25 protein-coding genes and 1 riboswitch are annotated in these 26,221 nt (G+C 61.3%); of the genes, 14 read left to right on the forward strand and 11 right to left on the reverse strand.

Annotated elements, in window-relative coordinates; translation table 11 throughout:
- Positions 1–177 precede the first annotated feature (177 nt).
- Together ylqF and ABXR19_RS02270 are read left to right on the forward strand one after the other, a co-directional pair.
- A complete protein-coding gene (gene ylqF / locus ABXR19_RS02265; protein ID WP_354599458.1) occupies positions 178–1,116 on the forward strand; it encodes a ribosome biogenesis GTPase YlqF in 939 nt (312 codons plus the stop codon).
- Positions 1,117–1,232: 116 nt separating this feature from the next.
- A complete protein-coding gene (locus tag ABXR19_RS02270) occupies positions 1,233–1,931 on the forward strand; it encodes a DUF1345 domain-containing protein (RefSeq protein ID WP_354599459.1) in 699 nt (232 codons plus the stop codon).
- A gap of 7 nt (positions 1,932–1,938) precedes the next feature.
- Here the strand turns inward: ABXR19_RS02270 and ABXR19_RS02275 are convergent, their stop codons facing one another.
- Positions 1,939–2,532: a YiiX family permuted papain-like enzyme gene (locus tag ABXR19_RS02275; RefSeq protein ID WP_354599460.1), complete on the reverse strand. Its 594-nt coding sequence runs from the start codon at positions 2,530–2,532 to the stop codon at positions 1,939–1,941.
- 86 nt (positions 2,533–2,618) lie between these two features.
- Here ABXR19_RS02275 and ABXR19_RS02280 point away from each other — a divergent pair, with 86 nt between their 5' ends.
- On the forward strand, positions 2,619–3,368 hold the full coding sequence (locus ABXR19_RS02280; RefSeq protein WP_354599461.1) for an NYN domain-containing protein: 750 nt from the start codon (positions 2,619–2,621) through the stop codon (positions 3,366–3,368).
- Between the two features lie 92 nt (positions 3,369–3,460).
- On the opposite strand, the gene ABXR19_RS02285 is transcribed toward ABXR19_RS02280, so the two are convergent.
- The 8 genes from ABXR19_RS02285 to ABXR19_RS02320 all read right to left on the reverse strand — a co-directional run bounded on the left by ABXR19_RS02285 (position 3,461) and on the right by ABXR19_RS02320 (position 8,998).
- Entirely contained in the window at positions 3,461–3,949 is a 489-nt protein-coding gene (locus ABXR19_RS02285; RefSeq protein ID WP_354599462.1) for a CinA family protein, read from the reverse strand.
- A complete protein-coding gene (locus ABXR19_RS02290) occupies positions 3,939–4,517 on the reverse strand; it encodes an HD domain-containing protein (protein ID WP_354599463.1) in 579 nt (192 codons plus the stop codon). Before ABXR19_RS02290 ends, ABXR19_RS02285 begins: the two co-directional genes overlap by 11 nt.
- The gene (locus tag ABXR19_RS02295) at positions 4,514–5,005 is read right to left on the reverse strand and encodes a phosphatidylglycerophosphatase A family protein (RefSeq protein WP_354599464.1); all 492 of its coding nucleotides are present in this window, start codon (positions 5,003–5,005) and stop codon (positions 4,514–4,516) included. The genes ABXR19_RS02290 and ABXR19_RS02295 overlap by 4 nt, the downstream gene beginning before the upstream one ends.
- 179 nt (positions 5,006–5,184) lie before the next feature.
- Entirely contained in the window at positions 5,185–6,159 is a 975-nt protein-coding gene (thiL, locus tag ABXR19_RS02300; RefSeq protein ID WP_354599465.1) for a thiamine-phosphate kinase, read from the reverse strand.
- A 99-nt stretch (positions 6,160–6,258) separates the two neighbouring features.
- Entirely contained in the window at positions 6,259–6,753 is a 495-nt protein-coding gene (gene nusB, locus ABXR19_RS02305; RefSeq protein ID WP_354599466.1) for a transcription antitermination factor NusB, read from the reverse strand.
- Positions 6,750–7,223, reverse strand: coding sequence for a 6,7-dimethyl-8-ribityllumazine synthase (gene ribH / locus ABXR19_RS02310; RefSeq protein ID WP_354599467.1), 474 nt, complete (start codon positions 7,221–7,223; stop codon positions 6,750–6,752). Before ribH ends, nusB begins: the two co-directional genes overlap by 4 nt.
- Positions 7,224–7,236: 13 nt before the next feature.
- A complete protein-coding gene (ribBA, locus tag ABXR19_RS02315; protein WP_354599468.1) occupies positions 7,237–8,355 on the reverse strand; it encodes a bifunctional 3,4-dihydroxy-2-butanone-4-phosphate synthase/GTP cyclohydrolase II in 1,119 nt (372 codons plus the stop codon).
- A gap of 25 nt (positions 8,356–8,380) precedes the next feature.
- Positions 8,381–8,998: a riboflavin synthase gene (locus ABXR19_RS02320; protein ID WP_354599469.1), complete on the reverse strand. Its 618-nt coding sequence runs from the start codon at positions 8,996–8,998 to the stop codon at positions 8,381–8,383.
- Positions 8,999–9,143: 145 nt separating this feature from the next.
- Between ABXR19_RS02320 and gshA the strand changes: the two genes are divergently transcribed.
- From gshA to ABXR19_RS02375, 11 genes are all read left to right on the forward strand, one after another.
- The gene (gene gshA, locus ABXR19_RS02325) at positions 9,144–10,442 is read left to right on the forward strand and encodes a glutamate--cysteine ligase (RefSeq protein ID WP_354599470.1); all 1,299 of its coding nucleotides are present in this window, start codon (positions 9,144–9,146) and stop codon (positions 10,440–10,442) included.
- A gap of 97 nt (positions 10,443–10,539) precedes the next feature.
- Positions 10,540–11,475 (forward strand): glutathione synthase, encoded by a 936-nt coding sequence (gene gshB, locus ABXR19_RS02330; protein ID WP_354599471.1) that lies wholly within the window; start codon positions 10,540–10,542, stop codon positions 11,473–11,475.
- A gap of 137 nt (positions 11,476–11,612) precedes the next feature.
- Positions 11,613–12,464, forward strand: coding sequence for a M48 family metallopeptidase (locus tag ABXR19_RS02335; protein WP_354599472.1), 852 nt, complete (start codon positions 11,613–11,615; stop codon positions 12,462–12,464).
- A gap of 42 nt (positions 12,465–12,506) precedes the next feature.
- A complete protein-coding gene (locus ABXR19_RS02340; RefSeq protein ID WP_354599473.1) occupies positions 12,507–13,583 on the forward strand; it encodes an FAD:protein FMN transferase in 1,077 nt (358 codons plus the stop codon).
- A 31-nt stretch (positions 13,584–13,614) separates the two neighbouring features.
- Positions 13,615–14,010, forward strand: coding sequence for a PTS sugar transporter subunit IIA (locus ABXR19_RS02345; RefSeq protein ID WP_354599474.1), 396 nt, complete (start codon positions 13,615–13,617; stop codon positions 14,008–14,010).
- A gap of 1 nt (position 14,011) precedes the next feature.
- The gene (locus tag ABXR19_RS02350) at positions 14,012–14,281 is read left to right on the forward strand and encodes an HPr family phosphocarrier protein (protein ID WP_354599475.1); all 270 of its coding nucleotides are present in this window, start codon (positions 14,012–14,014) and stop codon (positions 14,279–14,281) included.
- A gap of 14 nt (positions 14,282–14,295) precedes the next feature.
- Entirely contained in the window at positions 14,296–16,017 is a 1,722-nt protein-coding gene (gene ptsP / locus ABXR19_RS02355) for a phosphoenolpyruvate--protein phosphotransferase (protein WP_354599476.1), read from the forward strand.
- A gap of 238 nt (positions 16,018–16,255) precedes the next feature.
- Positions 16,256–16,331, forward strand: a riboswitch (SAM riboswitch).
- Positions 16,332–16,376: 45 nt separating this feature from the next.
- Positions 16,377–17,504, forward strand: coding sequence for a homoserine O-succinyltransferase MetX (metX, locus tag ABXR19_RS02360; protein WP_354599477.1), 1,128 nt, complete (start codon positions 16,377–16,379; stop codon positions 17,502–17,504).
- A gap of 5 nt (positions 17,505–17,509) precedes the next feature.
- The gene (metW, locus tag ABXR19_RS02365) at positions 17,510–18,112 is read left to right on the forward strand and encodes a methionine biosynthesis protein MetW (protein ID WP_354599478.1); all 603 of its coding nucleotides are present in this window, start codon (positions 17,510–17,512) and stop codon (positions 18,110–18,112) included.
- A gap of 214 nt (positions 18,113–18,326) precedes the next feature.
- Positions 18,327–21,803: a pectinesterase family protein gene (locus ABXR19_RS02370; RefSeq protein WP_354599479.1), complete on the forward strand. Its 3,477-nt coding sequence runs from the start codon at positions 18,327–18,329 to the stop codon at positions 21,801–21,803.
- Positions 21,804–22,159: 356 nt separating this feature from the next.
- On the forward strand, positions 22,160–22,873 hold the full coding sequence (locus ABXR19_RS02375; protein WP_354599480.1) for a hypothetical protein: 714 nt from the start codon (positions 22,160–22,162) through the stop codon (positions 22,871–22,873).
- A 100-nt stretch (positions 22,874–22,973) separates the two neighbouring features.
- On the opposite strand, the gene argJ is transcribed toward ABXR19_RS02375, so the two are convergent.
- Positions 22,974–24,212, reverse strand: coding sequence for a bifunctional glutamate N-acetyltransferase/amino-acid acetyltransferase ArgJ (gene argJ, locus ABXR19_RS02380; RefSeq protein ID WP_354599481.1), 1,239 nt, complete (start codon positions 24,210–24,212; stop codon positions 22,974–22,976).
- A gap of 202 nt (positions 24,213–24,414) precedes the next feature.
- Positions 24,415–25,869 (reverse strand): HDOD domain-containing protein, encoded by a 1,455-nt coding sequence (locus ABXR19_RS02385; protein ID WP_354599482.1) that lies wholly within the window; start codon positions 25,867–25,869, stop codon positions 24,415–24,417.
- Positions 25,870–26,221 lie beyond the last annotated feature (352 nt).

Here is a 26,221-nt window from a genome sequence, read left to right on the forward strand (position 1 = left end):
ACTCATGGTGGGTTGCTGCGCGAACCCACCCTACGCAAACCCGCCCCCAGCAAGCCTCTCCAGCCACCCTGCCTGAACAAGTCCGCCCCGCGCGGCGCTTCAGGCAGGCACTTCGTTCTGCCAAAGCGGCCCCGGCGTGGGACAATCCGCCCTCACTCATTCCCCCGCAGCACGCCCATGGCCATCCAGTGGTTCCCCGGACACATGACTTCCGCCCGCAAGAAGGCGACCGAAGCCATGGAAAACATCGACGTCGTGATCGAAGTCCTCGACGCGCGCCTGCCGCAGGCCAGCTGCAACCCGCTGATCACCGACATGCGCGTACATCGCCAGCGCCCCTGTCTGAAGATCCTGAACAAGGCCGATCTGGCCGACCCGGAAATCACCAAAGCCTGGCTGGCCTATTTCAACGCCCAGCCCGGCGTCAAGGCCGTGGCCCTGTCGTGCAAGAAGGCCGGCGACGTGGCGCGCGTGCCCGGCCTGTGCCGCGCACTGGTGCCGCACCGCGACGACAACGTCAAACCCGTGCGCATGATCGTCATGGGCATTCCCAACGTCGGCAAATCCACGTTGATGAACGCCCTGCTCGGCCGCAAGATCTGCGCCGTGGGCGATGAGCCGGCGGTGACCAAATCCCAGCTGCGCGCCGACATCGACCTGCGCCACAGCATCCTCGACACGCCCGGCATGATGTGGCCGAAGATCGCCTACGACAGCGACGGCTTCATGCTCGCCGCCAGCCACGCCATCGGCCGCAACGCCGTGATCGACGAAGAAGTCGCCACCTTCCTCGCCAACGTACTGCTGGCCCGCTACCCCAGTCAGGTTGCCGAACGCTACGGTTTCGACGTGAGCGGAATGGACGGCGTCGCCGTCATCGAAGCCGTCGCCAAGCGCCGCGCCATGCGTCTGAAGGGCGGCGCGCTGGATCTGGAAAAAGCCGCCATGGCCTTCCTGCAGGATTACCGCGACGGCAAGCTCGGCCGCGTCAGTCTGGAAACGCCCGAGTCGCGCGCTGCGATGCTGGCCGAACACGCCCGCCTGGCCGAGCTGCGCAAGCAGGAAGGGCCGAAGGCCGATGCACCGCTGCCGCCGGAGCCGGTGGAAGAGGAATAAGGACAGCATCCGGCGCAATGCGCTGCGCTTATTGACGCCCTGCGAACTGGCCGCAGCATGCGCGTTCCCACGCAGAGCGTGTCTTTCGACGCCCCCATCTTCGGAACAGGAATGACATGAATCCACAGACATTGTCCGAAGCGCCCCTGCACACGCGCAACATCATTTTGCGCGTGTTGCGTGCTCACAAACGCCTGTTTGCGTCGGCCCTGATTGCAAGCCTCACCTTATTCCTGCTGCCGTACGAAGCAGCGGCACATCTGGCCACGCGCTTGTTGGTGAGCTGGAATGCAGGGGTCTGGAGCTATCTCCTGCTAGCCGCAATCATGGTGGCACGCGCCACACCTGCACACATGCGCTGGCGCGCTCGCGTGGAAGACGAGGGGCGGCGAATGATCCTGGCGGGCGTGGTACTGGCAACCCTGGCTTGTCTGGTGGCGGTCTTCGTACAACTCACCCTTGCGCGGGATCTGCATGAGTTTCCCAAGTACGCTCACATCGCGCTGGCTGCACTGACAATGGCCAGCGCCTGGGCCTTCGTACACCTGATTTTTGCGCTGCATTACGCCCACGATTTCTACAGCGACCGCGGCCGGAAGGGAAACGGTGGCCTGCAGTTTCCAGGCACGGAAAAACCGGACTATCTCGACTTCATCTACTTCGCCACCGTGATCGGCACCTCCGGCCAGACCGCTGACATATCCTTCACATCGCCCCATCTGCGCCGCATCGGCCTGTGCCATTGCGTGCTGGCCTATGCCTTCAACACCACGATGCTGGCGCTTACCATCAACATTGCCTCGGGCCTGCTATAAGCACGCCTCATCTCCGCGCCACAGCCACCAGCAGCTCCGATTCGAACATCGCCACCGGCGAGATCACCGGCTCGGCCAGCGGCACTTGCTCGCCATAGCGCTCGCGCATCTTGGCGCGCACTGCGGCATCGTCCAGTTTGAAATCACGCAGCTGCTGCAGTTTGCCGATGCGAATATCCAGCGCACGTTCATACAGTTTCCACACCAGCTCCGAGCAATAGATGCGCGCATCCGACCACTCGAAAGTCAGGTCGTACGGCCGACCCGCAAAGCTCTTTGCCACCCGCGTCAGCTTCGCCTGCGCCGCCGCATCGGGCGCGGCCTTCAGGCGCTTCAACACGAAATGCCCGCCCTCGCCGCGTGCGATCCAGTTTGCCAATGGCGTGCAGCGCACCGTTTGCACCGCCTCCAACACACAAGGCTGACGGTCCTGCAGCAGGATCACGCCCATGTGGCTGTAAGGCGAGCCGGTCGCGCGCTGCACGGCCAGACTCTGCGCCGAGCGCGAAGTGTGGAAGATCAGATCGCCCGTCTGCACCGGCGGCAAACCGGACGCCTGCACGGCGGATGGCATGAAAAGAAGAAGCAGGAACAAGCGCATGAGCGGAATCGAACGAAACACAGGACAGGCGCCTACAATAAACGCAGATCACCTCCAGTGCTTTCACTTTTCCGACAGGATGCCCCATGAATGGCAATGACCGCTTCGTAGCCCTGTTCATCGACGCCGACAACGCCCCGGCCTCGCATGTCGATGTGATCCTCAACGAACTCGCCGGTTTCGGCACCGTCAGCATCCGCCGCGCCTACGGCAACTGGAAGAGCGAGCGCCTGGGCTCCTGGGAAAAACTGCTGCACGAATACGCCATTCAGCCGATCCAGCAGTTCGATCTGACCAAGGGCAAGAACGCTACCGACATCGCGCTGGTGATCGACGCGATGGATGCCTTGTACACGCGCAAGGTGGATGTCTTCGCGCTGGTCTCTTCGGACTCCGACTTCACCCCGCTGGCCACGCGCCTGCAGGCCGACGGCAAAACGGTGGTCGGTTTCGGCGAACGCAAGACACCGCTGCCGCTGGTGAATGCCTGCTCCAAATTCCTCTATCTCGACAACGAAGAGGCGCCGCAAGAGAGCGACAGCAGCACTGGCAGCAACATCGCCACGGTGAAGAAATGGGGCGCCAAGGAACTCAAGAGCGACACCAAACTCGTGACCCTGCTACGCAACGCCGTACAGGCCGCCGAAGCCGATGACGGCTGGTCACATCTGGGCCGCGTCGGCAGCCACATCGCCAACCAGGCCTCCTTCGATTCGCGCAATTACGGCTACAAGAAACTCGTCGACCTGTTCAAAGCCAGCGAGCTGTTCGAGCTGGAGCAGCGTGAGGACAAGGGCGTGTTTCTGCGCGACAAACGCAAGGCCAAGGGCATGTAAACGGGGCCACCTGAAGAGCCGCATGCAGCTTGCCTCTTCAGCACGGCATGCTGCACAGGCAATCCCCGAGCGGCTCTCGGACCGCCCTGAAATCAGCCCTGCGCCAGCGCCAGCACACCTTCCAGCGCCACGCGCGTCGCCGTCTCGCGCACCGCCGCACGATCCCCAGCGATGTGCTGTGTCACGCAACGCGCCGGATAGCCGCGCCGCTGCCAGCCAAAACACACACAGCCCACCGGCTTGTCGGGCGTGCCACCGCCGGGGCCGGCGATACCGGAAACCGCCACCGCGACATGCGCCACCGACTTCGCCAGAGCGCCCGCCAGCATCTCATGCACCGTCTGCTCGGACACAGCGCCGTGCGCGTGCAAAGTCAGCAGCGAAACGCCGAGCAGCTCGATCTTGGCCTCGTTCGAATAGGTGATGAAACCACGATCAAACCAGGCGCTCGACCCGGCGATTTCCGTGACGGCTGCGCTGACCAGTCCGCCGGTACAGGATTCGGCCGTGGCAAGTTGCCATTGCTGGGCCAGCAAAGCAGCGCCGACTTGTTCGGCAAGTTGATAAACATCAGGCGTCATTCTTGGCTCCTGCATAAACGGTTTCAATCTGCGGCCATACGATCTGCCAGATGCGCGGCAACACTTCGGCAATGAAACCGTTACGCGCCATGATCTGTTCGAGGCTCACGCCATTTTCACGCCACACTTTTCCGCCATGGGCAATATTGTGCAGCAGCGGCATCACCCGATCCAGCGCGTTGGCATAGCGTGCCTCGGGCGTCACGCAGGCAGTGAATTCTTCCCACAGCGCCCGCAAGCCATCGCCAGTGTGCACCGGCAATGTTGCGAGCAGATGCTGCAAACCCAGCGCTTCGGCAGCGGCCGCACCGTCACGCGCAGCGGCATAGGCAAAGGTGTCGCCACACTCGATCTCGGGCACGTCGTGCATCAGGAGCAGCAGCGCCGCGCGCTTCGCATCAACCGGGAACGCACATTCGCCCTCCAGCAGCAGCGCGCACAGGGCGCCATGCCAACTGTGCTCGGCACTGTTCTCGCGGCGGTCCAGACCGGCAGGACTGGTGCGGCGCTCAACGGTCTTGAGCCGATCCAGCGTAAGAACAAAATCAAGCAGGGCCTGTGTGCTCATGCCAGCACTTTCAGCGCAATCCACAAACACAGCAGCGTGTAACCCGCCGCCAGCACATCATCAAACATCACGCCCAGACCGTTCTTGAAGCGCCGGTCGGCCAGATAGATCGGCCAGGGCTTGAGGATGTCGAAGAAGCGAAACACGGCCACGCCGGCCAGTTGCCACAGGAAAGTCGCCGGAATCAGGGCCAGCACCAACCATACCGCGACGAATTCGTCCCAGACGATGCCGCCATGATCGACCTCGCCAAGAGCCGCCCCGGTCTTGCCTATGCAGGCAGCCCCGATGAAGAAGGCCGCCAGAAGCGCTGCTACGGGCACCCATACCGGAAACACAGGCGGGACAAGGCTCACCAGCAGGGCATACAAGCCCCAGGCCAAGAAGCTGCCGACCGTACCGGGCGCCTTGGGCGCGAGGCCGGAGCCGAAACCCAGCGAGATGAAATGGGCGGGGTGGGAGATGAGGAGTTTGAAGGTCGGGCGCATATTCGGAGGGATCAAGTAAGGCCTTGGTCAGTAAGGCTGTTCATTCAGGTGCGCAACATCAAACCCCGTCGTTCCCGCGAAGGCGGGAATCCAGCGACGTTCGCAAAGCCACTGGGTTCCCGCCTTCGCGGGAATGACGTGAAAGAGCTCGTAGCTCCTCAAACTAGCTGTATCAGACTTCAGTCCGGCGTTTTCGCCGCAACAAAATGATCAAACCCTCGCGCCGCCAAAGCCTCGCACACACCATCGCCGCGCTGCAACCACAGCCCGGATTTGTCGAGGATGCGGCCGATGCGGTGCAGCGGCAGTTCGAAGTGACGGCTGAGGGCTTCGACCTGTCCGCGCTTTTCGCGTGGCACGCAGAACAGTAATTCGTAGTCGTCGCCACCGCCGAGCAAGGCAGCTGTGGCACGCTCGGTAATTTTACAGGCAGCCAGCAGCGGCTCCAGCGGCAGGGCAGTTTCTTCGATGATGGCGCCGACTTGCGAGCGCTCCAGAATGTGGCTCAGATCGCCGAGCAAGCCATCAGAAACGTCGAGCATGGCGCTGGCGATGCCGCGCAGGCCGATGCCCAGCGCGACGCGCGGCAGTGGGCGGTGCAGGCGATCCAGACAGGATTCGGCCCAGCCGCCGACCAGTTGCAGCTGCCCCTGCAACTGCGCCAGACCCAGCGCGGCCATGCCGGGCCAGCCGGAGATCCAGAGGTCGTCGCCGTGGCGAGCGCCATCGCGGCGCACCGCTGACTCGAAGGGCACCTCGCCGAAAACGGTGGGACACAAATTCAAGGGGCCACGCGTGGTGTCGCCGCCGATCCAGTCGACGCAATAGCCCTCGCAACATTCGCGGAAGCCCCGCGCCAGGGCACTGACCCACTCCTCGTCGGCATGCGGCAAGGCCAGCGCAAGCGTGATCCAGCGCGGCTCGGCAGCCATCGCGGCCATGTCGGAGATATTCACCGCCGCGGCTTTCCAGCCGAGCAGGAAGGGGTCTGTGTCGGGCAGAAAATGCGTGCCGGCCACCAGCATGTCGGTCGACACCACCAGTTGCATGCCGGGACGCGCGCGCAACAGCGCAGCATCATCGCCCACACCCAAGTCAGTGTGACTGGTGGGGTAATGAAAGAAGCGGCGGATCAGGTCGAATTCGCCAGGCATGGCGAACTAAAGGATTGAGTGCTGAGTGCTGGGTGCTGAGTAAACATTTCTGCGGGCGTCGCCCGCACGGGCTTTTACTCAGTCCTCAGCTCTCAGCCCTCAGTCCTTCTTCCCCCGTTGTTTGGCCGCGTGTTCGACTTCGGCCGTGCGCAGCTTGGGCGCGAGCTTGTCGAGCACGCCGTTGATGTAGCGATGGCCGTCAGTGCCGCCGAAGGATTTGGCCAGCTCGATGGCTTCGTTGATGACGACGCGATACGGGGTTTCGATGCGGTGGGTCAACTCGTAGGTGCCGAGCAGCAGGATGGCGCGTTCGATCGGCGAGACTTCGGTCAGCGGACGGTCGATGCAGGCCGTGATGTCAATCTCCAGCGCATCGGCGTTGCCGGCGGCGCCGCGCAGCAACACCAGGGCCAGCGGCTTGTCGGCACGCGCCCATTCTTCGCTGGCTTGCTCCAGGTGTTGCTCGATCATGGGCAGCGAGTTGCCGCTCATGCGCCATTCGTACAGGCCTTGCATGGCAACTTCGCGCGCCAGACGACGCGGGGTTTTCTTGGGTTCTTCAACAGGAATGGCTACTTGGTTTTCTTCGCTCATGCGCGGATTGTCCTCAACAGGTTGGCCATTTCAATGGCGGCTTGGGCGCACTCGCGCCCCTTAATTTCCATACGCACTTCAGCTTGTTCGTCGGTATTGGTGGTCAGCACGCCATTGGCAATCGGGATGCCACTGTCGAGCTGAACGCTGGTGATGCCGGCAGCCATTTCGTTGGACACAATTTCAAAATGATAGGTATCGCCGCGGATCACCGCACCCAACGCCACCAAGCCATCGTAACGGCCGGTAGCTGCCAGTGCCTGCAGGGTCAGCGGCATTTCCAGCGCGCCGGGCACCTTGGTGATCAGAATGTTTTCCGCCGCCACACCACGCGCGAGCAGCTCGGTCACGCAACTGCCAAGCAGGCCTTCGCCGATGTTGGCGTTGAAACGGCCTGCCACAATGGCGACACGCAGGCCCTTACCATCGAGGCTCTGGGCGATTTCAGGAATATTTTCAAAACGGGACATGAGCTTTTCCGATTTATTTGTTCAGGGGTTCTTCGTAGCCGGTGACCTCAAGGCCAAAACCGGTCATGTTCGGGATGTGGCGAGCCTGGGCCATCACGCGCATCTTGCCGACACCCAGATCGCGCAGGATCTGCGCGCCGATGCCGAACAGGCGTGGGTCCCACTTGGCGGCAGGCTTTTGCACGTCAGGTTTGACGCCCAGCGCGGCGAGCATTTCATCGCTGGTCTCGGCGCGGCGTAGCAGGATCAACACGCCGTGGCCATGCGCGGCGATGCGCGCCAGTGCGTCATCGACGGTAAAGCTGTGGCGGCTGTTGCCGGCATCGAGAAAATCGAGCACCGAGATCGGCTCGTGCACGCGCACCAGGGTTTCCACGTCGGGCTTGATCTCGCCCTTGTACATGGCCAGATGCAGATCGCCGGAAGCGCCATCAGTGAACGCGGCCAAGTGAAATTCGCCGTGCGCCGTGGGCACGACTTTGTCGGCCACACGCTCGACCAGTTTTTCAACCGCCGAACGATAGTGGATCAGATCGCGGATCGCGCCGATCTTCAGGCCATGCTCTTTGGCAAACGGGATCAGGTCGGGCAGGCGCGCCATGCTGCCATCATCATTCATGATTTCGCAGATCACAGAGGCCGGCTCCAGACCGGCCAGCGCGGCCAGGTCGCAACCGGCTTCGGTATGACCCGCGCGCACCAGCACGCCGCCGGGCTTGGCCATGATCGGGAAGACATGGCCGGGCTGGACGATGTCGCTCGGCTTGGCATTGCGCGCCACGGCGGCCTGCACGGTGCGGGCGCGATCGGCGGCGGAAATGCCGGTGGTCACGCCTTCGGCAGCTTCAATCGACACGGTAAAGGCCGTGGAAAACTGGCTGCGATTGTCGCGTGCCATCTGGTTGATGCCGAGCTGGCGACAACGCTCCTCGGTCAGGGTCAGACAGACCAGGCCGCGTGCGAACTTCGCCATGAAGTTGATCGACTCTGGCGTGACGTGCTGTGCGGCGATGACGATATCGCCCTCGTTCTCGCGATCTTCATCGTCGATCAGGATCACCATGCGCCCGGCACGGATGTCTTCGATGATGTCGCGAACTGGGGAAAGAACGCTGCTGGGTGTTTGATTCATTTTCATGGTTCCGGCTGAGAGACACTCACGCCTGGGCGGAGTCGGGATTCGAGTTTTTCCATTCGAGCATGCGCTCGACGTAGCGCGCGATCAGATCAATCTCCAGATTGACCTGCGAGCCGGCCTTGAGGCGCTTGAGCGTGGTGACTTGCACCGTATGTGGAATCAGGTTGATTGAAAAATCGCGGTCCCGTACCCAGTTAACGGTCAGGCTGACACCATCGACGGTAATCGAACCCTTGCGTGCAATGTAGCCGGCAATTGCAGCAGGTGCGCGAATCACCAGCTCATGGCTTTCCGCCACCGGCTCGAACTTGAGCACTTCGCCCACACCATCAACGTGACCACTGACCAGATGACCACCCAGACGATCATTGAAACTCAGGGCTTTTTCCAGATTCAGCTCGCCCCCCGGCTGATCAAGGCCTACGGTGCAATTGAGCGATTCACGCGAGACGTCGTAGCGCAACACCGAGCCGAGCTTTTCGACGGCAGTCAGGCACACGCCGTTATGGGCGACCGAATCACCGATGGCAATATCCGCAATATCCCAGGCACCAACATCGACACTGAGACGCACGCCATCCTGCAGGGGATCACAAGCCACGATGCGGCCCACGGCCGCGACAATTCCAGAGAACATGGGAGAGGAATCCATTGATTTGTCTTGTAAAAGCGGATTTTACGCGATTCGCTACACGCCCGCCTGAGAAAGACTGTCGTCAGCCGATTGGAGTACCATCGCCTGCCCGGCCAAGCGCCTGCCCACACACAGAAAGAGACTAGCCATGGTGCCGCACCTGACCACTGCCCTCTCCGGCCCGCTGCTCGCACTTGAGCAGGGCCTGCTCGACAACGCGACCCGCATCGAACAATGGTTCCGCAGCCAGTGGATGGAACACACGCCACCCTTTTATGGCTCGGTCGATCTGCGCAATAGCGGCTTCAAACTGGCGCCGGTGGACATGAACCTGTTCCCGGGCGGTTTCAATAACCTGAATCGCGATTTTCTGCCGCTGTGTGTACAAGCGGCCCACGCCGCCGTCGAGCGCCTGTGCCCGAACGCCAGCAATCTGCTGCTGATCCCGGAAAACCACACGCGCAACCAGTTCTATCTGCAGAACGTGGCGCAGATCGCCAACATCCTCGGCCTGACCGGGTTGAATGTGCGCATCGGCTCGCTGCTGCCGGAAATCACCGCACCGACGCCGGTGGATCTGCCCGATGGCGGCCAGTTGATCCTCGAACCGCTGGTCCGTACGGGCAATCGTCTGGGTTTGGCAGGCTTTGATCCCTGTGCGATTCTGCTCAACAACGACCTCTCGGCCGGTGCCCCGCCCATTCTGCAGGGGCTGGACGAGCAATGGCTGCTGCCGCCGATTCATGCGGGCTGGGCCACACGGCGCAAATCCATTCACTTCGCGGCCTACGACAAGGTGGCCAAGGATTTCGCCCGCCTGCTGAACATCGACCCCTGGCTGATCAATCCGTATTTCGGCAGCTGCGGCGAGATCAATTTCCACGAACGCACCGGTGAGGACTGTCTGGCGATGCAGGTCGACGGCCTGCTGACCATGATTCGCCAGAAGTACGCCGAGTACGGCATCAAGGAAACGCCCTTCGTCGTGGTCAAGGCCGACGCCGGCACCTACGGCATGGGCGTGATGACAGTACGCGACGCCAGCGAGGTGATCGGTCTGAACCGCCGCCAGCGCAACAAGATGAGCGTAATCAAGGAAGGCCAGCAGGTCTCCGAAGTCATCATCCAGGAAGGTGTGCATACGCTGGAAACGGTGAATGGCGGCGTGGCGGAACCTGTCGTCTACATGATGGATCACTACGTGGTCGGCGGTTTCTACCGCGTGCACGGTGATCGTGGGCGCGACGAGAACCTCAACGCGCCAGGCATGCACTTCGAACCGCTGGCTTTCGAGACCTGCTGCAATGTGCCGGATTGCAAGCAGGCTCCGGACGCGCCGCCCAACCGTTTTTACGCCTACGGCGTGGTGGCGCGACTGGCGCTGGTCGCTGCGGCGCTGGAGCTGGAGCAGACGGCGCCAGCGGAATTATTGGCTGTCCCTGCCTGATCAACCCTGCTACCTGCTCCCCCAGCTCCTCTCCCTTAAAGGGTGAGGGGAGCATCGCGGATGGAACTGAAAGCTGTTCCATCGAAAAAGGATTTGCATGAAAATCGCCTTCATCATCGACCCGCTGGACAAGCTGAAAGCCTACAAGGACTCCAGCGTGGCCATGATGCGCTCAGCCCAGGCGCGCGGGCATCAGGTTTTCGCGATTGGCCGAGATGGGCTTCTGGTGCGGGATGGCGAGGTGCATGCCCTGGCAGCCGCGCTGGTCTTGGCTTCCGACGATGCCCACTGGTACAGCGCCGCTGCGCCTGCCTTGCAGCCACTCGCCTATTTTGACGCCGTGCTGATGCGTCAGGATCCGCCCTTCGACGCCGAGTACATCGCCGCCACCTGGATTCTGGAGCGCGCTGTCGCGCAGGGCGCCAAAGTCTTCAACAATCCGCGTGCGATCCGCGATCATTCCGAAAAGCTCTCACTCACCGAATTCCCGCAGTTCGCGCCAACCACGCTGGTCGCGCGGGATTCGACGAGCTTGCAGGCCTTCATCGACGAACTCGGTGATGTGATCCTCAAACCGCTGGATGGCATGGGCGGCAGCGGCATCTTTCGCGTGCGCGCAGACGATCCGAACCGCAACGCGATCCTTGAAGCCCTGACCGATCTGGGGCGCCGCAGCATCATGGCGCAACGCTATCTGCCGCAGATCAGCGAAGGCGACAAACGCGTGCTGCTGATCGCCGGTCAGGTGATGCCCTACAGCCTGGCGCGCATTCCGATGGCGGGCGAGACGCGCGGCAATCTGGCCGCCGGCGGCCGTGGCGTCGCCATGCCGTTGAGCGCACGCGAGCGCGAGATCGCCGAAGCGCTGGGGCCTATTCTGTGGGCACGCGGCCTGCTCATCGTCGGACTGGACATGATTGGCGGCCATCTCACCGAAATCAATGTCACCAGCCCGACCTGCATGGTAGAAATCGCCCAGCAAACCGGTTATGACATTGCCAGTCAGGTCATCCTTGCGCTGGAGTCCGTGTAGGCGCTTTGCCCCGCAGCAGTGTCAGCCAGCAACAGCTGCCCTTTCCTCCCTTACCGACCTACGGGCGCTTCATCAGTCGGCCTCTGTCAGCTCTTCATAATCAGGACATTGACAGCCACTTCTGCCGACTGAACTTCATGCGCACGCTGCACGTCCCGCCGCTGAGCCCACCGCCACTGCTGCCCACATTGCGCAAGACGCCGGCACGCCCGCCCCTCTCTCCTTTGAGCGAAGTTCGCAGCACGATCGAAGCCGACGGCTGGTTGGCGCGCAATCGCATCAGGATCGTCCTGAGCCTGCTTGTGTGCACGGCGGCGCTGAGTGCCGGCATTCACCTGATGACGCCACGTCTGGCCGAAACTCTGGCCAACGGCCTGCCGGGCAGCTGGGTGCGCGCCAGCTCCGAACAAGTCCTGAGTAATCTGGAAAGCAGCGTGCTGATGCCCTCACTGCGCCCGCTGGCGGAGCAAGACGCTCTGCGTGATCAGTTTGCTGCACTGAATGCAGCCCCTCAGGGCGCGCCGCCTTATCGACTGCTGTTCCGGCGCAACCAGAGCGCGGGCAACACCTTGCTGACCTTGCCCGGCGGCGAAATCATCGTCACCGACCAGCTTCTGGAGTCCGTGCCGGATCAATCCGAACGGCTGGCCTTGCTGTGCCACGAACTGGGGCATCTGTATCACCGCCACGCCTTGCACAATGCGATTGAACACAACCTGTACTGGCTGGCCTCCTCCGCCTTGATCGGCAGCAGCGAAAGCAGCGTGCGCGCACTGGCACGCGGTCTGAACCAGGCTGACTACACCCGCGAACACGTGCTTGAGGCGGATCGCTATGCCTTGTCCATGCTCGACAACAATGGCATATCCACTCAGGTACTGATAGAAGCCATCGAACACGGCCAAGGCCCGACCAATACCACTAGCGACCCGCTCGCACACCACAAATACTTCAACGAGCGCATCCTCGCCCTGCAGAATTTGCAGTGAGCCAAGAGTGATGCAGCGTGCGAGCTGCCGTATCATAGAGGCATGTCTCCCTGCAGTACATCAACCCCTGATCGTCACTCGCTGCGCAGGATCCTGCGCAGCCTGCTTCTCATCTGCCTGAGCTGCGCTCTGGTCGCCTGCGGCGACGGGCCGGTACTACAGCAGGAGTCCTTCGTTTTCGGCACCCGTGTGGAAGTCGTCACCCAAGGCGCGCCTGAGGCTCAAGCCCGCGACGCCATCGCCGCAGTACTGCGCGAATTCGACCGCCTGCACCGCACCTACCACGCCTGGCAGCCTTCCGAACTGACGAATCTGAATCAGGCGCTGGCGCGTAGTGAGGCGGCCAGCGTCACGCCCGAAATGCTCGGTCTGATCCAGTCAGCACTGACTTACGCCGAACAGGGCGATCACCTGTTCGATCCGGCCATTGGCAATCTGATTCAGCTCTGGGGCTTTCACACCGACACCTTCGTAGCGCGCGTGCCCGACCCGGAAGCGCTGCGCAAACTGATTGCCGCCCAGCCACGCATGAGCGACCTGCAAATCAAGGGCAATCAGGTCAGCAGCCGCAACCCGGCTGTCGCCCTGGACTTCGGTGGCATCGCCAAAGGCTGGGCACTCGACAAGGCTGCGGCCATCCTGCACGAACACGGCATCCACAATGCCCTGATCAACATCGGCGGCAATGTCATGGCGCTGGGCAGTAAAGGCCAGCAGCCGTGGACGGTCGGCATCCAGCATCCGCGCAACTCCGGCCCGCTGGCCACCTTGGCGCTGTACGACGGCGAAGCCATCGGCACCTCCGGCGATTACCAGCGCTTCTTCGATCTGGACGGTCGCCGCTACAGCCACCTGCTGGATCCACGCAACGGGGAACCGGCACGTCACACCCAGGCCGTCACCGTCCTGATCACCCCGCGCGCCAATGCCGGCATGCTCTCCGACGTGGCCAGCAAACCGGTTTTTCTCGCCGGCAAGGAATGGCGCGAGATGGCTCGTCGCTTCAATGTGTCACACGTACTGCGCGTCGATGAGGCAGGCAAGATCACACTGAGCACGGACATGCGGGCACGTCTGCGCTGGGCACAGGGTGTCGAACCGGGGGAAGTGCTAGAGTAAGGTTCGCCTTGCACAGCCTCGAAACACGCGCATGATTGGCCTTCTCATCATTACCCATGGCGCCTTGGGCGAATCCTTGATCCAGTGCATTTGCCATGTGATCAACAAGCGCCCGCTGCACATCGCGCAGCTTGGCGTGGCTGCGCAAGATGAACCAAATGAAGTCCTCGACGAAGCCCATCGTCTGCTGACCAGCGTGGATGATGGAGAAGGCGTCCTGGTGCTTACCGATATTTATGGCGCCACGCCGTCCAACATTGCCATGAAACTTCTCGTCCCCGGAAAGATCGAAGGCGTGGCTGGCGTCAGCGTCCCAATGCTGCTGCGCGTCTTGACCTACCGGGAAAAGAGCGATATTCAAACCGTAGTACAAAAAGCCATCTCAGGCGCTTGCGATGGCGTGCTGCATATAAAAGGAAGGTCTTGAAATGCCCCGTGCGATGACCGAAATAGCCAACCGACTGGGCCTGCATGCCCGCCCTTCGGCCAAATTGACCCAGCTGGCAACCCAGTTCCGCAGTGATGTATGGCTGGAACGTGACGGACGCCGCGTTAACGCCAAGAGCATCATGGGCGTGATGATGCTGGCTGCCGCTCACGGCACCAAACTCACTGTCGAGACCGAAGGTGAAGATGCGGACGCCGCACTGCAAGCCATCGTGGAGTTGATTGCCAGTCGCTTCGGCGAACGCGAATAGAGTCCGCCCAAACCATGTCTTTCGTCATCCACGGCCTTCCCGTTTCGCAAGGCATCGCCATCGGGCGAGCCCACCTCGTGTCACATGCGCTGCTGGAGGTCGATCACCTGCTGATCGCCCCGCGCCATGTCGAAGACGAAGTGATGCGCCTGGAAGACGCGGCGGCCAAGGTGCGCTTCGAACTGCGCACCCTGCGTGAAGTCTCGGCCACCGCGCAATCTGAAGTCGCGGCTTTCGTAGACCTGCACACCATGCTGCTCGACGACCCGATGCTGGTCACCACGGCCTGCAAGCTGATCCGGGAACGACGCTGCAATGCCGAATGGGCGCTGGTGCAGCAGATGGAAGTCATTGTCGATGCCTTCGACAATATCGAAGACCCCTACCTGCGCGAACGCAAGGCCGACGTCATTCAGGTTGTCGAGCGCGTGCTCAAGGCTCTGCTCGGCCACCCCAGCCGGGTCGGGTCCCGGCGCGGCAAAGACGGTCTGGACACCATCGTGGTGGCCCACGACCTTTCGCCTGCCGATACCATTCATTTCAAGGACAGCCAGATTGCCGGCTTCGTCACCGATGTCGGTGGAGCCACCTCACACACCGCAATCGTTGCGCGCAGCCTGGCCATCCCGGCAGTCGTCGGCCTGCGTCACATCCGCCACATCGCCCGCGACGACGACATCATCATCATCGACGGTGCGCGCGGCGTCGCCATCATCGATCCCGACGAACGCGTCCTCGAAGAATATCGCCTGCGTCGCAGTGCGATCGAACTCGAGCGCACCAAGCTCAAACGCCTCAAGGCCAACCGCGCCGCTACCATCGACGGCGTAGAAGTCTCGCTGCAAGCCAATATCGAACTGGCGCGCGACGTCCCTGGCGTCAAGGAAGTCTATGCGGATGGTGTTGGCCTGTTCCGCACCGAATTCCTCTTCATGAATCGCGACACCCTGCCCACGGAAGAAGAGCAGTACGAAGCCTATCGTGCCGTCGCAACCGGCATGGGCGGCAAGCCGGTGACCATTCGCACCCTCGACATCGGTGCGGACAAGAATCTCTCCAGCGGCGGGCCACGTCTCGAAACCAACCCGGCACTCGGCCTGCGCGCGATCCGCTACTGCTTGGCCGAACCGCAAATGTTCCTCGTCCAGCTGCGTGCGCTGCTGCGCGCATCTCTGCACGGCAAGATCCGCATCCTGATCCCGATGCTGGCCCACGCACACGAGGTTGACGCCTCGCTGGCAGCGCTCGAAGTAGCCAAATCCCAACTGCGCGCAGAGAAGATCAAATTCGACGAAGCCATTCCCATCGGCGGCATGATCGAGATTCCAGCAGCCGCACTGGCGCTTGGGATCTTCATCAAACGTCTGGACTTCCTGTCGATCGGCACCAACGATCTGATCCAGTACACCCTGGCGATCGACCGCACCGACGCGGCAGTTTCGCACCTCTACGACCCCTTGCACCCGGCCATCCTGCGCTTGATCGCCCTGACCATCCAGACCGGCGCCAAGGCTGGAATTCCCGTGTCGGTCTGCGGCGAAATGGCCGGCGACAAACAATTTACGCGTCTGCTGCTGGGTATGGGCCTGCATCAGTTCTCGATGCACCCCTCGCAGATCCTCGAGGTCAAACAGGAAATCCTGCGCTCGAACAGCGCCGAACTGGCGATCAAAGTCGCCAAGATCCTTAAGCTCGACGAACCGGACAAGATTCGCGAAGCGGTCGATAGACTTTAAGCGCCGCCTGCGGCGCAGTACTGATTGCTGAGGCAGCGTATCCCGAGATCCGCTCCCATCAAGCATCTTCAGCACACCTGCCCGAAGAAGCTTACCTGGTGAGGCTTTTCAAGCATGCCCACTCAGCACTCAGTCCTCAGCACTCGGAACTCTGCCACTGGCGGTAGCACTCAATCCTCAGAACTCAGCACTCCGCCGCAAGCGGCGGTTTGACTTTCCTTGCTCCTGCGGGTAATTTCACCCCTGTTGCGCCGATTTGATTCAGCTTGCGGGCGCGTTAAAAATACGGCTAAAGCGGATGGGCCCACAAAACCCGATCACGCTTTAGCTGATCGGGTTTTTGCTTTTCTGGTGATCACATGACTTCACAAGGCAGTGTCGGCGTCGTCGAGCCGCAATGTGCACACTTTTCCGAGCCACTCGCGCTACGCAGCGGCGGTGTACTGCCAGCCTACGATCTGGTCTTCGAAACCTACGGCACGCTCAACGCAGCCAGATCCAACGCGGTTCTGGTGTGCCACGCCCTGTCCGGCTCGCATCACGTCGCCGGCACTTACGCGGGCCAGCCGAAAAGTCTGGGCTGGTGGGACAACCTTGTCGGCCCCGGCAAGCCGCTGGATACCAATAAATTCTTTGTGGTCGGCGTGAATAATCTGGGCGGGTGTTTCGGTTCGACCGGCCCGATCAGCATCAACCCGACAACCGGTGAAGCCTGGGGCGCGAGCTTCCCCTTCGTCACCGTGGAAGACTGGGTCGACGCCCAGGCACGGCTGGCGGATCGCCTCGGCATCGATGCTTGGGCTGCCGTCCTCGGCGGCAGCCTCGGCGGCATGCAGGCACTGGCGTGGACGCTGCGCCACCCAGACCGCGTGCGCCACGGCATGGTCATCGCCGCCGCACCGCAGCTCTCCACCGAGAACATCGCCTTCAACGAAGTCGCGCGCCAAGCTATCCTGACCGATCCCGAATTTCACGGCGGGGATTACGCCAAACACGGCGTGGTGCCCACACGCGGCCTCCGCCTGGCACGCATGATCGGCCACATTACCTATCTGTCGGACGATTCGATGGCCGAGAAATTCGGCCGCAAACTGCGCCATGGTGAGCACAAGTATCACTACGGTGTCGAATTCGAAATCGAGTCTTATCTGAATTATCAGGGCGACAAATTCGCCAAGTTTTTCGATGCAAACACCTATCTGCTGACCACCAAGGCGCTCGATTATTTCGATCCAGCCTTCGACTATGGCGGTGATCTGAAGGCGGCGCTGGCGCGGGCCAAGGCGAAATTTTTCCTCGCCTCCTTCACTACCGACTGGCGCTTCCCGCCGGCGCGTTCGCGCGAGCTCGTGTACACCTTGCTGCACAATGGCCGCGACGTCAGCTACGCCGAAATCGACAGCAACGCCGGTCATGACTCCTTCCTGCTCGACGAGCCGCATTACCACGCCGCGATGCGCGCGTACTTTGCCAATATCGAGGTCTGATCATCATGGTAAAAATCGGCCAACAAAACCGCACCGACTTCGACGTGATCGCCAACTGGGTGCGCGAAGGCGCCCGGGTGCTGGATCTGGGCTGCGGCGACGGTGAATTGCTGCAGCACCTCGCCGCCACCAAACACACGCATGGCTATGGCGTGGAGCGCGACTCCGCCCATGTCACGGCCTGCATTGCCAACCACATCAATGTGCTGCAGTTCGATCTGGAACAAGGACTGGCCGGCATCGAAGACGGGCATTTCGACTACGTGATCATGAGCCTGTCGCTGCAGGCGGTGCACAACACCGAAGGCATCCTCAGCGAAATGCTGCGCGTGGGCCGCGAGGCGGTAGTCAGCTTTCCCAACTTCGGTTACTGGCGCCATCGCATGGCCATCAACGAAGGCCACATGCCGGTGTCCGACAGCCTGCCGCACCAGTGGTACAACACGCCGAACGTGCGTTTTTTCACTATGACCGATTTCGAACAACTGTGCGAGAAACGCGGTATCAAAGTGCTGGAACGCGCGGCCTTCGACGAGGACCGTGCCATCGACCTCGACCCGAACAATTTCGCCAGCGTCGCGCTGTACCGGCTCGGGCGCGCGGGATAAGCTTCTTCGGAGCAATCCCGAAGATCCGCGCACAGCGGACCTTTGCGGCAACCCTGCCCGAAGAGCCCCGCCACGCGCGGTTCTTCGGGCACGTCTCACAAAAACAACACGCCCCTTGTTCCCGGTCTCATCTTGGGATAATTTCACGCCTGAACAAAATTCAGGCTCAGTCTGCCGATTGCGCCTGGTAATAAAACATCCGGGGGTGACACTCATGAAATTCGCACGCAGCTGTGCCTGGGGCAAAGCATGCCTTGGTGCCGCATTACTCGCTTTCCTCACCGCTTGTGGCGGCGGAGGCAGCGGTGGTGGTGGCACGGAATCAAACGCCGGCAGCTCTTCCAGCGGTGCAAGCTCAGGCTCATCCTCCAGCAGTTCCTCGGGCGGCGCTACATTGAGCGCCAGCGCCATCCCCAGCGGTTGGGCCTCGCAAGGCACAGGCACCACAGGCGGTGCAGGCGCGCCGACGAGCAACATCTACGTCGTACACAACCGCGCAGAAATGAACGCGGCACTGGAAAACCGCAACAGCTCCAGCTGGTCTGCCACAGATACCACGGCGCAGATCAATGCCAAGAATGAAGCCAAGATCATCTACGTGGTCGGCTCGATCTACGGCACTGATCTGGGCAACGGCAAATTCGCTGACGAAGCCTATTACAAGACACTGAGCACTACCGCAGCCAACTACGACTGGAACCTGTACATCAAGAGCGTGGACAAGTCCTATACGCCCACAACCGCGGAGACTGCGGCAATCAGCAAACTGTCATCCGCGCGCACCACGCTGCAAAACCTGCAAAAGGCCCAGATCCAGTTCACGGTGCCATCCAACACCACGATCCTGGGTGTGGGCGCTGACGCCAAGATCATTGACGGCTTTTTCACCATCAACGGCGGATCTTCCAAAGATCAGGGCAGTAACATCATTGTCCGCAACCTGGAATTCCAGGCACCGCAGGATCTGGCGCCGGCCTACACAAATACCGTGGGCAAGGAAGAATGGAACGCCAAATACAAGGCAATCAACGTCGTCACCGGCAAGCAGTTATGGATTGACCACTGCACATTCAGTGATGGCTCGCACCCGGATAGCGCTGAAGTACTGACCCTGGGCGGCGTAACCAAAGTCGTGCAACGCCACGACGGCCTGATCGACATCGAGGACAGCTCCGACTACGTCACGATTTCGTACACGATCTTCAAGAATCACGACAAGACCAATATGGTCGGCGGATCGGGCGATGGCAACGGCGCCAAGGAACGCGCCTACAACCACATGAGCTTCAACAACAATATCTGGCAAGACACAACGCAACGCGCCCCGCGCGCCCGCTTCGGCCAGTTCCATCTGTACAACAACAGCTACACCGGCAACACGGACGCCAGCAGCTACCCGAACAGCTACTACATCGGCATGGGTGCGGAATCGCGCATCCTGTCCGAAGCCAACGTCTTCGACATGACGGGCAGCAAGACCGCTGTCGGGCGCGTGTTCTCCAACTACAACGGCTACCAGTTCAAGGATGTCGGTTCCTGGTTCAACGGCGTCGCCGCCTCGTCCGAACTGGAGGCTGCCGCCAAGGCGGCACTGGATGCTCGTTACAGCAGCGCCGTGAGTGCAGGCGCCAGCAGTGGCTTCACCGTCGCCGCTTACACCAACGAGCTGGGCTGGACACCGCCCTACGCCTACACCCTGGGCAGTTCCGCCGCACAGGTGCGCGAACACAATCTGGCCAATGCCGGCGCCGGCAAGCTGCCTGTCACAGTGGCAAGCAGCACCCGCCCGATGCTCGACGACAGCGCCGCCACGAATTACACGGTCGCCAAGGCACTGGCTGGCAGCGACAGCTGGGCACCACAAAATGCCAGCGCCGGTCAGCCCAACGCCGGGCATATCGACACCAGCGCGATCACGCCGGATTACGTTGTCAATCCCGATGGCAGCACCGGCTACAGCACGATCCAGTCAGCGCTGAATGCCGCCTCGACCAGCGCCGCCGCACGCGTTTACATCCAGGTTAAGGCCGGCAGCTACGACGAACTGCTGGTAGTCAGTAGCTCGGCGACAACGGCGATCACGCTCTACAGCGCGGAAAGTGACGCAAGCAAGGTCGTCGTCACCAACGCGCTCTATCAGAACAGCCCCAAAGCCGATTACATCGCCAAGGTCAGCGCCGCCACCTACACAGGTAACACCGAAGCGACCAGCAAGTTCAACACCTGCGCGGCCCGCACGACCATCGGCAAAGAGTGTTCCTCGACCCTGCGCATCCTCAATAGCGGCTTCAACGCCATCAACATGACGGTCCAGAACACCTGGGGCGATAGCGAAGCCAGCAACAACCAGGCGCTTGCGGTCATCGTTGAAAAGGCAGACAAGGTCGTGTTCGACAAGGTCCGTCTGATCAGCAACCAGGACACGCTGTACCTCGCCAATAGCGGCAAGCGCAGCTACTTCACCGGCGGCGAGATCACCGGCGACGTGGACTTCATCTTCGGCCCGGGCACCGCAGTGTTCGATGGCGCAACGATCCGCTATACCGGCACGCGCAAGCCCGCCGGCGGCTACATCGCAGCTCCATCCACACTGGCGACGCAGGCCCATGGCTTCGTCTTCAACAACTGCGTCTTCCTCGCCGATAGCCTGACCACCGACGACAGCGTCTTCCTCGCCCGACAGTGGGATGACGGCACGGGTTCCGTCGGCAAGATGATCGTGCGCAACTCGGTCATCGGCAAACACCTCGCCCTGACCAACGGACCATGGAAAGCCACCACCATCGGCGGTGCTGCCACCACCTACAGCGCTGGCAGCGAAGCCTATCTGGCCGAATACCGCAACTGGGATGAAGTGCAGAAAGCCAGCAGTGGCGGCTCCTCCAGCTCCAGCTCCAGTTCCAGCAGCTCGTCGAGTTCGTCCAGCTCAAGCTCGTCGAGTTCGAGCAGTTCGTCCTCAAGTTCAGGCGGCTCCAGTTCAAGCTCATCCAGTTCGGGCGGAGTGAGCACCAGCACACCGATCAGCGGCTCGACGACCCTCACCACGGCGTATGTTTCGGGCGGACTGTCGGCGGTGCCAAGCACCAGCTACGACAGCGTCAACGGCATCTACACCCTGGTCTCTGCGGGCACCATGGGCGGAGCCTCAGACACGCTGCAATTCGCCTACCAGCAACTATCAGGGGACTTCACCCTGCTCGCCCGCCTGACTTCGCTGGAAGCCGTACCCACCGGCATGAGTACCGGCAACTGGCGTGCTGGCCTGATGATCCGCAACAGCCTGGATGCCGGCTCACGCTACTACGGCCTGATCATGCGCGGCATCCCGCGCCTGCAGTGGGAGCAGCGCAAGAACGACAACGAAACCACCAGCAGCTCAGCCCTGAGCCCCAGCTACACCTTGTCGCCCTCTTCGGCAGCACCGCTGTGGCTCAAGCTGGTGCGTAGCGGCACGGCGATCACCGTATCCTATTCCACCGATGGAGGCGTCACCTGGCTGGCCAACAAAACGCAGGATTTCGCGGCGTCAGGCTACACAGCCTTCGGCGACAGCGTTTACGTTGGCTTGATGGGCGTTTCCGGCAGCACATCGGTCACCTCGACCAGCGTATTCGATTTCGTCAGCGTCACGGCCAGCAACTCCGGCTCATCAAGCTCAAGCTCCAGTTCTTCAAGCTCTGGCGGCCTCTGATCCGTTCCGATTAAGAAAAGCCCGCCCTCACCCGGCGGGCTTTTTACTTTTTGGTAGGAGATTCAGGAAAGCCGCAGGCCACTTCCGACGCCTGGACATCTCGCCAGCCCAAGCATTTCAAAAAAACAAAATCCAACCCCCAGACGTCAGAAGGAGCTTCGCTTTTCTGACCAACGAAACGGCCACGCACTCTGAGTTTTGGCCTGCCCCACCCATGCACGTTTTCCCGCAAATTCTGCATCACGCAAGATGCGAAGAAACATGTAGACGATTCTCCACCCACGGCACTCCATCAATTCACGTACAATCCCAAAGTCATTAATTTTAGCCAAAAAAACTACCGAAAGGCATATATCATGAAGATCGCAATAACCTGCGCAGCACTGTGCTTGCTTTCTGCAAGTGCGTCTGCCGAGCTTGACTCAACCGCCCCGAACCGCATAAAAGTCGGAGACAAGATCAACCTCACGGTGCAGAGATATGAGCAAGAGTCGCCTTCTGAGCCGTCCATTCTTCAAGAAAAAAAATCTTCAGCATCGTATTCCATTGATTCGGACACGGGTGAAGAGCGCAGCGTGAAATACTCGAACGGAGCGATAGAAGTATTCAACAAAAAGCTCGCTTTTATTGCCAGCGTCAGCAAAAACGGTGAGCGCAAAGACCTGAAGCCCTCCGCCATCAAGAACTGGATGCCGACCTCTGATCTCAAGGCAGGGATGAAGTGGACATTCGAAACGCTCTGGGAAGCAGAAGCTTCCAACGCAGCCCGGCATATGTGCCAATTCGATGGGGGCTACAAGGCACGCTCTTCTGACTCGGAACGCGACCTCACCATTGATGGCAAGCTCGTTCACCTGAACGTCACCGTTGTCGACATTGAAGGCAACATCAGTCTCAGAACTTGCGAAGGTGACGCGTGGCGCGTCCAGGAGCGTTACGTTTACTCGAAAGATCTGGACCTCATAATTGAGCACAACATCCTTCAAAAAGACCCCTTCGGAAAAATGCTGGGCGGCGCCAGTAATCGACTGCTGAAAGTCAGCGCCATTACGACAAACCCCGTGCGCTGAACTCTTTGACTCCCGGAGCGCTCACGCCCCAAAAAAAGCCCCGCGCAACAAAAAGCCCGCTACACAGAGCGGGCTTTTTGTTGTCCAGATCAGGCGAGCATCACGACCGGTAATCCGCATTGATCTTCACGTAGTCATACGAGAAGTCGCAGGTCCACACCGTCGCCGCCGCATCGCCCCGTGCCAGATCGGCACGCACGGTGATTTCGGCATTTTTCATGATGCGCGAACCATCTTCCTCACGGTAGGCGGCGGCACGACCGCCATGGTGAGCGACCAGCACTTCTTCCTTGCCATCACCCAGCCACACGCGCAGCGTGCTGACGTCCAGGTCCAGCACGCCGGCATAGCCGATGGCAGCGAGGATGCGGCCGAGGTTGGGGTCGGAGGCGAAGAAGGCGGTCTTGACCAGCGGCGAGTGGGCCACGGCGTAAGCGATCTGGCGGCACTCGTCGCGGCTCTTGCCGCCTTCGATGACGATGCTCATGAATTTGGTGGCGCCTTCGCCGTCGCGCACGATGGCTTGCGCCAGCCACACGGAAAGATCGACCACGGCGTCGCGCAGTGCCTTGTAGTCGGCGGAAGTGATATCGGTAATGGCCGGGGCGCCGGATGCGCCGGTAGCGATCAGAATGAAGCTGTCATTGGTGGAAGTATCGCCATCCACGGTGATGCTGTTGAATGACAGATCGGCAGCCTCTTTCACCAAGGCGTTGAGCTGCGGCTGGGCGACGTCCGCATCGGTAGCGAGGAAACCGAGCATGGTGGCCATATTCGGTTTGATCATGCCCGCACCCTTGCTCATGCCGGTCAGGGTGACGGTCCTGCCACCAATGACAATTTGGCGCGAGGCGCACTTGGGCTGGGTATCGGTGGTCATGATGGCGTGACAGGCTTCGTACCAGCCATCGTCCTTCAGCGCGGCCTTGGCAGCGGGCAGGCCGGCGATGAGCTTGTCGACCGTCAGGTGTTCAAGGATCACGCCAGTCGAGAAGGGCAGCACTTCGGCCGCCGCCACGCCCAGCATTTCAGCCACGGCGTCGCAGCTCAGATGCGCGTTGGCAATGCCCAGTTCGCCAGTGCCGGCATTGGCAATACCGGTGTTGATGACCAGTGCGCGAATCGGTCCGGCTGCCAGATGTTCCTTGCACACAGTAACCGGTGCGGCACAGAAGCGATTTTGCGTGAATACGCCAGCCACGCGGCTGCCCGGCACAAGCTCGATCAAGGCCAGATCGCGCCGGTTGGGCTTGCGGATCGCCGCCTCGGCGGTCCCTAGGCGCACACCAGCGACCGGCAGGAGTTGATGGGCAAGCGGCAGAGGCAGATTCACGGGCATGGCGGTTCCTTGGGAGGCTTGAAGACGGGAAGTGGGGGGATTTTACGGCATCACACGCCTCAGCCGCACTGCGTCTGGCGGCCGGGTACAGAAAGCTTACATAGAGGGGGCCGAAGAAGCGCATGCAGCACCACTGTGCGGACAGACTGCCAGCACAAATCCTTCTCATGCTGTTCTTCAGGTCATGGCGATCCGGCGCGACTTATTTCTTCAGCGCCGCGCGCCCTACCACATGCTCGAAGCTGAGGCTGGCCTGCTGGGCGAAGTGGAGGAAGCCTTGCCAGGTTTCTTCATCCGGCGGGGCTGTCGTGTTGCGGTCAGCGTAGAAGAAGCCGATGACGCGGCCGCCGGCAACGATGGGCGCGAGCATACCGTCGGTATGCCCGGTGATGGCACTGAGACGATCAATGCGCACGCCAGCGGGGGCTGTTCCGTTTAACCAGAAGGGACTGGCTTTGGTGAACAGCACGTTGATGATTTCACCGGGGCGGCCGTCCAGAGCAAACGCGAACTTGGCAACGAGCTTGTCGGCATCACGGCCCAGCGCAGCTTTGCCGGCGACTTTCGTGCGATCCGGCGACTGCAGGGCGAACACGGCGCGGCTCATGCCCAAGCCGCGATAGATGCCTTCGAGCACGAGATGCAGCACGTCATTCAGGCTGGGTTTGGCGCTGAGCAGCATGGAGAGTTCGCGCAGGATTTTCAGTTGCAGCATCGGATCGGGCGCGGGATCGGTCACTTCGACGATCTCGGCGTCAATATCGACCAGACCGCCTTCGGGCGGCACGGGAATCAGGCGCGCAGCGGCGGCGGCACCGAAATGCGTAGCCACGCGGGCCGCTTCGGCAGCGTTGTGGGTGATCTCCGCGGTGATGTCCTTGAGTGGCTGGCCAGCGAATTCGGCAAAGTGCGCCAGCGCCTCGCGCGCGGCCGGACAGTCCCAGCCGCCCTCGACGGCCTTGGCCAGGCGGTAACCCTGGGCGATAGCCTGCTCATCATCACTGGGATGCGGATGGCCTTCGGCCGCAGCGACCACCAGTGGGCCGAGTTGCCATTCCTTGGCCAATGCTGCAGTAAGGTGACGCAAGCGAAAGCCGAGGATGTCGACCTGCAGATCCTCGGGCTTTTCATCAGGCTGATCGCGCAAAGCTTCATCGAGCGCAATTGCCTGCTTGCCGCCGAAGCACCAGAAAGCCATCTCGCCGACCTGCCCGAGCAAGGTGGCGATGAAGACCTCCTCCGGCGCCTTGCTGCCCTTGGCAACAGCAGCGGTGCGCGCCTGCACGGCGGCATGGAAGCAACGCGCCATTTCGCCGATGACGCGATCGCGCATACCACCAGTCAGTAGCGCGTCGACCAGATGAATGGACAGGACGATATGGCCGACCAGATCAAAACCGAGCACCACAATCGCGCGGCTGACGGTGCTGACGTGCTGGCGGCCGGGATTGAAGAGCACGCTGTTGGCGAGCTTGAGAACTTTGGCGGTAAGGGCTGCGTCCTGCAGGATGACGTGCGAGAGTCGGCTGGACGAGGCCGTCTCGTCTTCGGTGACATTGCGCACTTCCTGCACGGTACGGCCAAAAACGGGCATGTCCCGGTCGCGAATGCGCCCGATCCATTCCTGCAAGCTTGCTCGTCCCTGCTCATCGGCCACAGCCACGCTCCCGCATCGGTACTTGTCGTGGAGGTTCTACGGCCGATTCAGAGCCGCCTTGATAGAACAAAGGTCCCTGAATTGCAGCGTTTTGTTACAGATTTCATGCACGCGACAAACATACGCAAACGTATGCACAGCCAAGCGCTCAAGCGCAGCGGATCTTGGCCTGCAGCACACCTGCCCGTAAAAGCCCGGCTGGCGGGAATCTGCGGACATGCAGACTGAAGAAGGCCGCCCTGTGCGGCTCTTCAGAGGGGTTAAGTAGCAGCCGACCCTCACCCCAACCCTCTCCCTGCCAGGGAGAGGGGCCGGTCGGGGCTGCTCGTGCAAGAGGGCTTGCGACTTGCGA

Origin of the sequence: Uliginosibacterium flavum (genome assembly GCF_040566545.1) — a bacterium.
Classification (GTDB): domain Bacteria; phylum Pseudomonadota; class Gammaproteobacteria; order Burkholderiales; family Rhodocyclaceae; genus Uliginosibacterium; species Uliginosibacterium flavum.

What these genes read in the sequence shown, in the direction of transcription:
- ylqF (WP_354599458.1), top strand. Translation starts at nt 178, where the DNA reads ATGGCCATCCAGTGGTTCCCCGGACACATGACTTCCGCCCGCAAGAAG.
- ABXR19_RS02270 (WP_354599459.1), top strand. Translation starts at nt 1,233, where the DNA reads ATGAATCCACAGACATTGTCCGAAGCGCCCCTGCACACGCGCAACATC.
- ABXR19_RS02275 (WP_354599460.1), bottom strand. Translation starts at nt 2,532, where the DNA reads ATGCGCTTGTTCCTGCTTCTTCTTTTCATGCCATCCGCCGTGCAGGCG.
- ABXR19_RS02280 (WP_354599461.1), top strand. Translation starts at nt 2,619, where the DNA reads ATGAATGGCAATGACCGCTTCGTAGCCCTGTTCATCGACGCCGACAAC.
- ABXR19_RS02285 (WP_354599462.1), bottom strand. Translation starts at nt 3,949, where the DNA reads ATGACGCCTGATGTTTATCAACTTGCCGAACAAGTCGGCGCTGCTTTG.
- ABXR19_RS02290 (WP_354599463.1), bottom strand. Translation starts at nt 4,517, where the DNA reads ATGAGCACACAGGCCCTGCTTGATTTTGTTCTTACGCTGGATCGGCTC.
- ABXR19_RS02295 (WP_354599464.1), bottom strand. Translation starts at nt 5,005, where the DNA reads ATGCGCCCGACCTTCAAACTCCTCATCTCCCACCCCGCCCATTTCATC.
- thiL (WP_354599465.1), bottom strand. Translation starts at nt 6,159, where the DNA reads ATGCCTGGCGAATTCGACCTGATCCGCCGCTTCTTTCATTACCCCACC.
- nusB (WP_354599466.1), bottom strand. Translation starts at nt 6,753, where the DNA reads ATGAGCGAAGAAAACCAAGTAGCCATTCCTGTTGAAGAACCCAAGAAA.
- ribH (WP_354599467.1), bottom strand. Translation starts at nt 7,223, where the DNA reads ATGTCCCGTTTTGAAAATATTCCTGAAATCGCCCAGAGCCTCGATGGT.
- ribBA (WP_354599468.1), bottom strand. Translation starts at nt 8,355, where the DNA reads ATGAATCAAACACCCAGCAGCGTTCTTTCCCCAGTTCGCGACATCATC.
- ABXR19_RS02320 (WP_354599469.1), bottom strand. Translation starts at nt 8,998, where the DNA reads ATGTTCTCTGGAATTGTCGCGGCCGTGGGCCGCATCGTGGCTTGTGAT.
- gshA (WP_354599470.1), top strand. Translation starts at nt 9,144, where the DNA reads ATGGTGCCGCACCTGACCACTGCCCTCTCCGGCCCGCTGCTCGCACTT.
- gshB (WP_354599471.1), top strand. Translation starts at nt 10,540, where the DNA reads ATGAAAATCGCCTTCATCATCGACCCGCTGGACAAGCTGAAAGCCTAC.
- ABXR19_RS02335 (WP_354599472.1), top strand. Translation starts at nt 11,613, where the DNA reads ATGCGCACGCTGCACGTCCCGCCGCTGAGCCCACCGCCACTGCTGCCC.
- ABXR19_RS02340 (WP_354599473.1), top strand. Translation starts at nt 12,507, where the DNA reads ATGTCTCCCTGCAGTACATCAACCCCTGATCGTCACTCGCTGCGCAGG.
- ABXR19_RS02345 (WP_354599474.1), top strand. Translation starts at nt 13,615, where the DNA reads ATGATTGGCCTTCTCATCATTACCCATGGCGCCTTGGGCGAATCCTTG.
- ABXR19_RS02350 (WP_354599475.1), top strand. Translation starts at nt 14,012, where the DNA reads ATGCCCCGTGCGATGACCGAAATAGCCAACCGACTGGGCCTGCATGCC.
- ptsP (WP_354599476.1), top strand. Translation starts at nt 14,296, where the DNA reads ATGTCTTTCGTCATCCACGGCCTTCCCGTTTCGCAAGGCATCGCCATC.
- metX (WP_354599477.1), top strand. Translation starts at nt 16,377, where the DNA reads ATGACTTCACAAGGCAGTGTCGGCGTCGTCGAGCCGCAATGTGCACAC.
- metW (WP_354599478.1), top strand. Translation starts at nt 17,510, where the DNA reads ATGGTAAAAATCGGCCAACAAAACCGCACCGACTTCGACGTGATCGCC.
- ABXR19_RS02370 (WP_354599479.1), top strand. Translation starts at nt 18,327, where the DNA reads ATGAAATTCGCACGCAGCTGTGCCTGGGGCAAAGCATGCCTTGGTGCC.
- ABXR19_RS02375 (WP_354599480.1), top strand. Translation starts at nt 22,160, where the DNA reads ATGAAGATCGCAATAACCTGCGCAGCACTGTGCTTGCTTTCTGCAAGT.
- argJ (WP_354599481.1), bottom strand. Translation starts at nt 24,212, where the DNA reads ATGCCCGTGAATCTGCCTCTGCCGCTTGCCCATCAACTCCTGCCGGTC.